7 protein-coding genes are annotated in these 7,361 nt (G+C 51.6%); all 7 read left to right on the top strand.

All coding sequences use genetic code 11. The features are described 5' to 3' along the window. Positions 1 to 84 precede the first annotated feature (84 nt). The 7 genes from V6E55_RS24530 (at position 85) to V6E55_RS24500 (ending at position 7,317) form a co-directional block, all read left to right on the top strand. Entirely contained in the window at positions 85 to 552 is a 468-nt protein-coding gene (locus tag V6E55_RS24530) for a fimbrial protein (protein WP_316944082.1), read from the top strand. Between the two features lie 56 nt (positions 553 to 608). Continuing rightward, positions 609 to 1,160 (top strand): fimbrial protein, encoded by a 552-nt coding sequence (locus V6E55_RS24525; RefSeq protein ID WP_316944081.1) that lies wholly within the window; start codon positions 609 to 611, stop codon positions 1,158 to 1,160. Positions 1,161 to 1,213: 53 nt separating this feature from the next. Further along, positions 1,214 to 1,921, top strand: a complete 708-nt coding sequence (locus V6E55_RS24520) for a fimbria/pilus periplasmic chaperone (protein ID WP_316944080.1) — start codon at positions 1,214 to 1,216, stop codon at positions 1,919 to 1,921. 15 nt (positions 1,922 to 1,936) lie between these two features. Continuing rightward, the gene (locus V6E55_RS24515) at positions 1,937 to 4,579 is read left to right on the top strand and encodes a fimbrial biogenesis usher protein (protein WP_316944079.1); all 2,643 of its coding nucleotides are present in this window, start codon (positions 1,937 to 1,939) and stop codon (positions 4,577 to 4,579) included. Positions 4,580 to 4,593: 14 nt separating this feature from the next. Further along, entirely contained in the window at positions 4,594 to 5,109 is a 516-nt protein-coding gene (locus V6E55_RS24510) for a fimbrial protein (RefSeq protein WP_316944078.1), read from the top strand. After that, positions 5,102 to 6,709 (top strand): PglL family O-oligosaccharyltransferase, encoded by a 1,608-nt coding sequence (locus V6E55_RS24505; RefSeq protein WP_316944077.1) that lies wholly within the window; start codon positions 5,102 to 5,104, stop codon positions 6,707 to 6,709. The genes V6E55_RS24510 and V6E55_RS24505 overlap by 8 nt, the downstream gene beginning before the upstream one ends. A 98-nt stretch (positions 6,710 to 6,807) precedes the next feature. Beyond that, positions 6,808 to 7,317, top strand: coding sequence for a hypothetical protein (locus tag V6E55_RS24500; protein ID WP_316944076.1), 510 nt, complete (start codon positions 6,808 to 6,810; stop codon positions 7,315 to 7,317). Positions 7,318 to 7,361 lie beyond the last annotated feature (44 nt).

Here is a 7,361-nt window from a genome sequence, read left to right as displayed (position 1 = left end):
CTGATAGAAACAGAAGCCACTGGAGCACCTCAAAAACACCATCATACACTAAATCAGTAAGTTGGCAGCATCACCGCCTCATCAATGACCGTTAATGGTGGCACCATCAAATTTATCGGCTCTGTTACTGACGCACCTTGCGCTATCAGCATGGCAGTAAAAGATCATGTTGTGATTATGAAACAAGTACGTACCGCGCATCTGACTGCTGCAGGTCAGGCATCCGGCCAGCCGACGGCTTTCAAAATTGACCTCGAAGATTGCGATACCAGCACGTACAGCAACGCCACGTTGACCTTTAACGGCACCCCGGACAGCACCGTCAGCACCGCTCTGGCAAACCAGTCCACTTCTAACGCCGCAAGCCATGTCGCACTGCAGTTGTACGGGCCGGATGGCCAGCCGCTGAATGTGGGCGAAGCCTCTTCTTCTGTCACGTTGATTAACGGCACCAACAAAATCCCACTGACCGTTGACTATATCGCTACGGATGCGGCAGCAACGGCGGGCTCCGTTGACGCGACAGCAACCGTGCAGATCACCTACTCCTGATTTTAGGTGGCCTCCGCAGGGCACTGCGGAGGTTTGTCTTCCTTCAGATAGATGGTATGGAAATGATAAGTAGAAAGATTTTTCGTCTGTTAACGGTGCTGTTGGTTCCTGGGCTGCTCACCCAGCAGGGACGCGCGGATACCACTGAGTCTGTCGCCAATATGCAGTTTCTTGGTGAAGTGGTTAATGCACCCTGTGTGGTTGATTTACGCAGCCAGCATCAGGTCGTTGTCATGGGGCAGGTTCGTGATGCCGACCTCCGTTCTCCCGGAGAATGGACGGGCACTACGGCTTTCCAGATCCGCCTTGAAGACTGCGATACCAGCGTGAGAAATACCGCCAGCGCGGCATTCAGTGGAACTCCCGACCTTAATGATCCACAGGTATTTAAAACTGGCAGCGGGCGAAACCCGGCCAAAGAGGTGGGGCTGGGTATATTCGATGTTAAAGGGAATTTATTAATTCCTAACAGCGCACCACTGTCATTTGAAGCATTAGATGACGGCACCTCTGTTTTGCATTATTCCGCGAAATATAGGGCCACCGGTACGCAGGTCATACCCGGTGATGCCAGTGCAGCGATTAATTTCGCTGTGATTTATCAGTAATGCAGCTATCTGATTCATCCCTATTAATTTAATCGCATTTCGGAAACCAGAACATGAAATTCACTACCACAACACTGTTAGCATCGCGCAAAACACACTTACTTTGCGTATTAACAGCAATGATGGCTCTGGGAACGAGCAACATCGCACACGCAGGAGGCGTTGCATTAGGTTCAACACGTCTTATTTATCCGCAGGGGACTAAACAGGTCAACATGACAGTGAGTAACTCGGATAACGAACAATCATTCCTTATCCAGTCATGGGTATCGACGGCTGACGGAAAGAAAACCGGTGATTTTGTCGTTACCCCGCCGTTATTTGTGCTGAAGCCAGCAAAGGATAACGTATTGCGCGTGATGTATACCGGCCCTGAATTACCAAAAGATAAAGAGACATTGTTTTATCTCAACAGCAAAGCCATTCCTGCAATGGATAAAAGTAAAATTCAGGGTAATGCATTACAAATCGCCACCCAGAGTGTCATTAAATTGTTCGTTCGTCCGGATAATTTGCCGATGAATTCCGCGGACGCACCTGCTTCGCTCAAATGTCAACTCAGCGCAGGCAAACTTAACGTGATCAATCCGACGCCGTATTACATCACTCTGGTCAATTTCTCTGTTGGTGGAGAAAAACTGACAAACACAATGGTGCCGCCGCAGGGCAATGCTCAGCTCAATATTTCCGGTAATGGTCCAGTAAGTTTCCAGACAATGAACGATTTCGGTGCGTTAACGCAGAAGCAAACATGCAAATAAAGATGGGCGAATGAGATGAAGTTCAGCGGTCATAAAAATAATCGTGTTCTGGCATTATCGCCGCTGGCGTTGTGTGTTTGTAGCGGTTTCTTTGCGGCACATGCCCGCGCAGAAGAATATTTTAACCCGGCATTCCTGGATAACGGCAGTGGTAATGTTGCCGATCTCTCCAGCTTTCAGAACGGCGGTAACCAGGCCCCCGGAACGTATCGTGTGGACGTCTACCTGAATAACGAATCCGTTTCCGATCAGGATGTCGAGTTCCGTTCGCAGAAAACCGTGGATCCTGATGGCAAATTCCCTTCGGACGATACGGGTCTGGTGGCCTGCTTGTCCCCCAGGAAACTGGAGGATATGGGGATTGATATCAATATACCGGCAGACAAAAAGCAGACAGCAGAAGGGGATTGCACCAATATCGCCTCCCTAATCGACAATGCGAAAGCCTCATTCGATTTTTCACAACAGCGTCTGGACATCAGCGTGCCCCAGGTCGCACTGAAAAACAGCGCCCGTGGCTATATTCCACCGGAAAAGTGGGATCAGGGGATTAATGCGTTACTGCTCAATTACTCCCTGAGCGGTTCGGAAAGTCGCGACCGCAGCAACGGTAGCAGCAGTAACAACAGCAGCCAGTTTCTGGGGCTGAACAGTGGAATTAACGTTGGGCCGTGGCGCTATCGTGATTACTCCACCTTCAACCGCAGCAGTGGAAACGGTACTAATACCAGCGAATGGCAAAACGTGAACAGCTACATCGAACGCACCATTATTGCACTGAAGGGGGAGCTGGTTGCGGGGGACAGTAATACGTCAGGGGATATTTTTGACAGTATCGGCTTTCGCGGAGTGCAGCTCTCCTCCGACGACAATATGTTGCCGGACAGCCTGAAAGGGTTTGCACCGACCGTACGCGGCATTGCCAAAAGTAACGCTCAGGTCACGATAAAACAGAACGGCTATACCATCTATCAGGTCTATGTCGCACCGGGTGCGTTCGCCATTAACGACCTCTTTCCGACCTCCTCAAGTGGGGATCTGAGCGTGGAAGTCAAAGAGGCTGACGGGTCAGTGCATTCATATACCGTCCCTTATTCAGCGGTACCGATGCTACAGCGTGAAGGGAGAGTGAAATACGCCATGACGGCAGGCAAATATCGCACCAGCAATGACTCGCAGGAAGAAGTTACGTTTGGTCAGGGAACACTTATCTGGGGTCTGGCACACGGTGTGACTCTGTATGGCGGCTCGCAGTTCTCCAGTGATTACAAAGCGCTGGCTCTGGGGGCGGGTCTCAACATGGGCGATTTTGGCGCGCTATCGGCTGACATCACCAGTGCAAAAAGCACGCTGGCGGACGATACCACTCACTCAGGACAATCCTTGCGTCTGCTGTACGCGAAATCCCTGAACGATATCGGCACCAACTTCCAGCTGCTGGGTTACCGCTATTCCACCTCCGGCTACTATACGCTGGCGGACACCACCTATAAAAAGATGGACGGCTACAACAGTGATGCTGACAACGAGGATAACGACCCGAACAACGACCACCCGGATTGGTACGACTATTACAACCTTTACTACACCAAACGCGGAAAAATGCAGGTCAATATCTCCCAGCAACTGGGGGACTACGGCTCACTATATGTCAGTGGTAGCCAGCAAACTTACTGGCACACCACGGATAAAGATACGCTTGTGCAGGTAGGTTACAGCACCACATGGCACGATATCAGCATCAACCTGAGTTACAACTACAGCAAATCCTCCGGCCAGCCGGATGCCGATAAAGCGGTGGCCATTAACCTGTCCCTGCCACTCAGCAAGTGGCTTTCTCCCGATCAGGGGCCGGACGTCAGCGGGCATAACGCCTTTGCCACTTACAGCGCCAGCCAGGATAACCACGGTAGCGTGACCCAGAACGCAGGGATTAGCGGCACATTGTTGAAAGACAACAATTTGAGCTACAGCGTGCAGGAAGGTTACGCCAACCAGGGCGAGGGGAACAGCGGTAGCGCCAGCCTCTCCTATCAGGGGGGCTACGGCAATGCCAACGTCGGCTACAACTACAGCAGCAATGGCGATTACCAGCAGGTGAACTACGGTCTGGCCGGTGGCGTAGTGGCGCACAGCCACGGGGTCACGCTAAGCCAGCCACTGGGTGACACCAATGTGCTGATTGACGCTCCGGGTGCCGACGATGTGAAAGTAGATAATGCCACCGGCGTGAAAACGGACTGGCGTGGTTACGCCGTTGTGCCGTATGCCACCACCTACCGCAAGAACCGTATGGCGCTGGATACCACGACACTTGGAGACAAAGTTGACCTGGATAATGCGGTGGTTGATGTGGTGCCAACGCAGGGGGCACTGGTACGGGCCTCTTTTAAAGCGCATGTAGGGATCCGTGCATTACTGACGTTACTCCACAGTAACGAACCGGTTCCGTTTGGTGCCGTTGTCAGCCGTGATGATGACGGGGCAGGCAGCATTGTGGCCGAAGATGGCCAGGTCTATCTCTCAGGTCTGGCGCCGAAAGGGGTGCTGAAAGTGCAGTGGGGAGAAGGTGACGCCAGCACTTGTACTGCGCACTACGAGTTGCCGGAAGAAGCCGAAAATACCCCAATCGCTAAAGCAACGGTTGTGTGCCGTTAATGAGGATCCTTGTGTTGAAATACTTTACTGCAGCCATGCTGTTTGCCGGATTTTCCGCTGGCGTGATGGCCGATGACGGCGCGTCCATTTCCGTGACCGGCACCGTCAGCGCCAGCACCTGTACCGTTTCCCCGGACTCACAGAGTAAAGAGATTAATCTGGGTAACATCTCCGCCCGCCAGTTTCAGCGAGCGGGAGATGGCTCACCGGAACAGATTTTTATCCTCAACCTGGAAAAATGCAGCCCGACGCTGAGCAACGTAACCGTCACGTTTAACGGTGATGCCGATACGCAAAACCCGGATCTGCTTGCCATCGGTAGCGGAGCCGGAGCGGCTAACGGCATCGCTGTCGCCATTTACGACCAGAAACGCACGCTGATCCCGCTTAACACCGCCAGCGCCAGTTACGCACTACAACCCGACCAGACCGTGGCGCTGAAGTTTTATGCCCGTTATCTGTCGACAAAGGATACCGTCATCTCAGGGAATGCCACAGCCACCACAACGTTTGTACTGAATTATGACTGATTATGTAAAACGGCTGACCCTGCGTCAGTTGCTGATTATGCTGCTGGCCTTCTACTGGCTGGTGGCCCTGAATATCCTCTGGTTCAATAACGGCGGTCATGGTTTCAGGCTGCCATACAATCTTGTGTGCTGGGTATTTATGGCGCTGATGGCGCTGCCGGTAGCGATGACTCTTAAACGCATTCGTTTTTCCGCCACCGGGCTATGGCTGCTGGCAGGCGCAGTGCTGATAACACTTCCCGCCGCCTGGGCACCCAATGCGGATGCTTTGCAGGCCTCACTCCCTCGTCTCACCGGACTCTGGGGTGGCGTTGCGTTCTATTTTATTCTGCTGCAGATCCGGTTTGACCGGCGGTTTATAACCACGCTGCTGATTATCCTCGCGGCCGCGACGGTCATCGAATCGGTTGTAACGCTGGTCTGCATCTGGTGGCCGCAATTTCTGCCGGAAACACTTCAGCAGTTTGCCCGGGAATACACTCCGCAGGGGTTTGGTGTGTTCGAGCAGCGAAACGTCAACGCCAGTTTTCTGGCAACCGGCTACACCGGTATGTTGGCTCTGCTGGTATTTTATCGCGGCTCCATTATCCGCCTGTGCCTGACAGGGGCGGGGGTGGTGTTCGTCAGCGCAACCCTGGTCCTGGTGGAATCACGCATTGGCTGGATTGGCTGGGCCACAGGGACGGTGGCGATGAGCCTGATGGCGCACAGCCACATCGGGAAAGATAACAGCACACTGCTCCAGCGCCGGGTGCTATGGGTACTTCCCTGGGTGGGAATTGGGCTTGGCATCGTGCTCCTGAAACAGTCCGTCAGCAGTGTGCTGGACGAGCATGATGGCTCTAACCATCAGCGCCTGCTGACGCTCATCTATACCCTGAAAATGATCGCCGTGCATCCGATAAAAGGTTGGGGGCTGGGGATGTACATGGGCGAGTTCCAGCGTTTTATGACCAGCCTGCCAGTGAACCCGAGCAAGGAGATTATGGGCCACCCGCACAACGAAGTGCTGTACCTGTGGTTTGAAGGTGGCATTGTTGCGCTGCTGGGTGGACTGTGTTGCGTGGTGGGATGGGTGTGCCTGACGCGCAAGCGCTACAGCCTCTGGCAGGGGGTTGCCTTGTTGATGACCCTGCCGGTTCTGCTGCACACGCAGGTGGAATACCCGCTCTATTTTTCGGTGCCACACTTTTTCATCCTGTTGTTGCTGATGCGCGCAGCGGACAACAGCATCCCCACACGGTTTCGGGCGGGTCCACTGAGCCGATGTGTGGTTTCAGGAGTTGTGTTGTACGGTATGGTGCTGGCAGCACAGTGCTTTGTGGTGGGGCAGACGTTGCTGAAATTCGAAGCGTATAAACTGGAGAATATGGCGAGCATCTCAGAACTGAATGTACCATGGTTGATGAAACAGCAGTGGCAGCAGGATCTGACGATGCTGAGGCTGGTGCGGTTTAAGAAGGAAAAGGACAGGAAGGAACTGGCCGCGTTTATGAAGGAAAGTGGCCAATGGTTATATATTACTCCGGATGGTGCACTCGTTACATTGCGGAAAAGTGTAAGTCGTTATTTATTAGATAATTATAATAATGGATCTTAATTTGTCTGAGGATTTATTAAAATATAATGCCATTTCTGTTATATGATTTTCTAAGTTGAAAATTTAGTCCGTCCGTTAGATAGTTATCAGGTCAAAAGATGTTAAATATATTTGTTTTTATATTATTTATATGCTTAACGTTCATGGCATCGGCTACACCGGGTGAAGCAAACTTTGATCCTCCTGGACCATTTACAGCCAGCTTTGGTACGATCAATGTTCAACGAGATTTGCCTGTTGGGAGTACTATTGCAAGTACATCTCTTAACAATAATTCAATGCTTTACACAGATGGCTCCACCAGGCTATACGAAACAATGAGTTACAATGGTGCGGTTTCTGCTGGATTATCAGATGGTTGTATATTTAAAACCAATCTGGAAGGTGTCGGAATTAAATTCGATACCGCAACAAATCATGGGTCGTTTTGCGCTACATCTTCACCAGGCGGTACTGATAATTATATTTATACTTATGGTGGCTATACTATCTATTCTGGCGCTGTATATCTGATAAAAACAGGTAATATAACACCCGGTACTCTTGTTAACGGTGAATTGGGGATGTTGCAGAATGCTAAGGAAGGTGCGAACAAGTTCCTGATATGAGATCATCATATTCATCCGGAGCGCATCCCAGAGGGACATCATGA

Source organism: Enterobacter sp. 342, assembly GCF_036663495.1.
Lineage (GTDB): Bacteria > Pseudomonadota > Gammaproteobacteria > Enterobacterales > Enterobacteriaceae > Enterobacter.
The sequence above is the reverse complement of the archived record's forward strand: the minus strand, read 5'-3'. Positions and strand labels throughout refer to the sequence as shown.